Raw genomic sequence first — 2,199 nt, 5'->3', positions numbered from 1 at the left:
GAGATGCGCGTGCGGCGGGCGAGCACATCATCCAGATGCAGTGCGCCTTCGTGCGTTGCCGCGTAGACGATCTCTGCACCGATGTAGTCGTCGGCACCGGGAAGCGGGTCGGCGAGCTCCGGACGGTCGCGGATGAGGTCGAGGAGCTCGTCGGTCATCACGCCGTAGCGGTTCAGCAAGTGCTCGACCCTCACGCGATGCACCGAGTACGCCTTCGCGATCTTGTGGCGCTTGTTCCACGCCGCCTCATAGCCTTCGGCGCCGAGCAGCCCGATGTTCTCGGTGACGCTCTCTGAGATCACCCCGTCGAGCGCGCGCACGGCTTCGTCGACGGCATCCTTCGCCATCACGCGGTAGGTGGTCCACTTGCCGCCGGCCACCACCACGAGCCCGGGAACGGTGTGCGCGACGATGTGCTCGCGGCTCAGTTTGCTCGTCTCGTCGCTCTCGCCGGCCAGCAGCGGACGCAGCCCCGCGAACACGCCCTCGACGTCGTCGCGGGTGAGTTTCGTGGCGAGCACCGAGTTGACGTGCTCGAGCAGGTAGTCGATGTCGGCCGCCGTCGCCGCGGGGTGGGCCTTATCGAGATCCCACGTGGTGTCGGTCGTGCCGATCAGCCAGTGCCGCCCCCACGGGATCACGAACAGCACGCTCTTCTCGGTGCGCAGCAGCAGCCCGAGTTTGCTCTGGAACCGGTCGCGCGGCACCACGAGGTGCACACCCTTCGACGCCCGCACCTTGAACTGCCCCCGCTCGCCGACCATGGCCTGGGTGTCGTCGGTCCACACCCCGGTCGCGTTGACGACCTGCTTGGCGAGGATTTCGAACTCCTCGCCAGTCTCTTTGTCCTTTGCGAGCACCCCGGTGACGCGCTGCCCGACCTTGAGGAACCCGATCACCTCGACCCGGCTCGCGACATGGGCTCCGTAGAAGCTCGCCGTGCGGGCCAGCGTCGCGACATACCGCGCGTCATCCACCTGCGCGTCGTAGTAGGTGAGCCCGCCCGTGAAGGCGTCCGGATGCAGGCTCGGCGCCGCCCTCAGCAGTTGCCGCCGGGTGAGGTGCCGGTGGTGCGGAACGCCGGGAGGCCGCAGGCCGGTGTACGAGAACGCGTCGTAGAGCAGCATCCCGGCCCCGACGTAGGCGCGCTCGAAAGGGCCCTTCGTGAGCGGGTACAGGAACCGCACCGGCTTCACCAGATGCGGGGCGAGCCGCTGCAACAGCAGGCCGCGCTCGATGAGGGCTTCGCGCACCAGGCGGAAGTCCAGCTGCTCCAGATAGCGGATGCCGCCGTGCACCAGTTTGCTGCTGCGGCTTGAGGTACCCGACGCCCAGTCGCGGGCCTCAAGCAGCCCGGTGCGCAGGCCGCGCGTCACGGAGTCAAGGGCGGCACCCGTGCCGACGATTCCGCCGCCGATCACCAGGATGTCCAGCTCCTTGGCGCGCATGTTGGCGATCGCCGACGCACGCTCATCGGGCCCGAGGCGGTTCGAACGGGTGACAGTCTTGCGTGGAATCATGTGTCCTTAGCCCTGGTGGTATGGCGCGATGACGACCTCGACGCGCTGGAACTCTTTGAGATCGGAATACCCGGTCGTCGCCATCGAGCGACGGAGGGCGCCGATCAGGTTCATGCGACCGTCGGCGGTGTCGGCGGGGCCGAACAGCAGCTTCTCGAGCGGAGCGACCGTTCCGACCTCGACGCGGTGGCCGCGCGGAAGCTCCGGATGCCGCGCCTCCGACCCCCAGTGCCAACCGCCGCCGGGCGCCTCCTCGGCGCGGGCGAGGGTCGAGCCGAGCATCACGGCGTCGGCACCGACCGAGATCGCCTTCACGATGTCGCCACTCGTGCCGAGGCCGCCATCCGCGATGACATGCACGTAGCGTCCACCGGACTCGTCGAGGTAGTCGCGGCGCGCGCCTGCGACATCCGCCACCGCTGTCGCCATCGGGGCGTGGATGCCGAGGCTGCTTCGGGTAGTCGACGCGGCACCGCCACCGAAGCCGACGAGAACACCCGCGGCGCCGGTCCGCATGAGGTGCAACGCCGCCGTGTATGTCGAGGCGCCGCCGACGATGACCGGAACATCCAACTCGTAGATGAACTTCTTCAGGTTGAGGGGTTCGACGCCCTTGCTCACGTGTTCGGCCGACACGGTGGTGCCGCGAATGACGAAGAGGTCGACACCGGCGTCGATG

Annotated in this window: 2 protein-coding genes; both read right to left on the bottom strand. The window is 68.3% G+C overall.

Features of this window, described 5'->3' with window-relative positions:
* Window positions 1-1,520, bottom strand: a 1,520-nt coding sequence (locus RMO30_RS03475; RefSeq protein WP_309709556.1) for a glycerol-3-phosphate dehydrogenase/oxidase, incomplete at its 3' end; no start/stop codon positions are given.
* A 6-nt stretch (window positions 1,521-1,526) separates the two neighbouring features.
* Window positions 1,527-2,199 (bottom strand): GuaB3 family IMP dehydrogenase-related protein (locus RMO30_RS03470; protein ID WP_309709554.1); only part of this gene is annotated, 673 nt, incomplete at its 5' end.

Origin of the sequence: Pseudolysinimonas sp. (assembly GCF_031389465.1) — a bacterium.
Classification (GTDB): Bacteria; Actinomycetota; Actinomycetes; order Actinomycetales; family Microbacteriaceae; genus Pseudolysinimonas_A.
The sequence above is the reverse complement of the archived record's forward strand: the minus strand, read 5'-3'. Positions and strand labels throughout refer to the sequence as shown.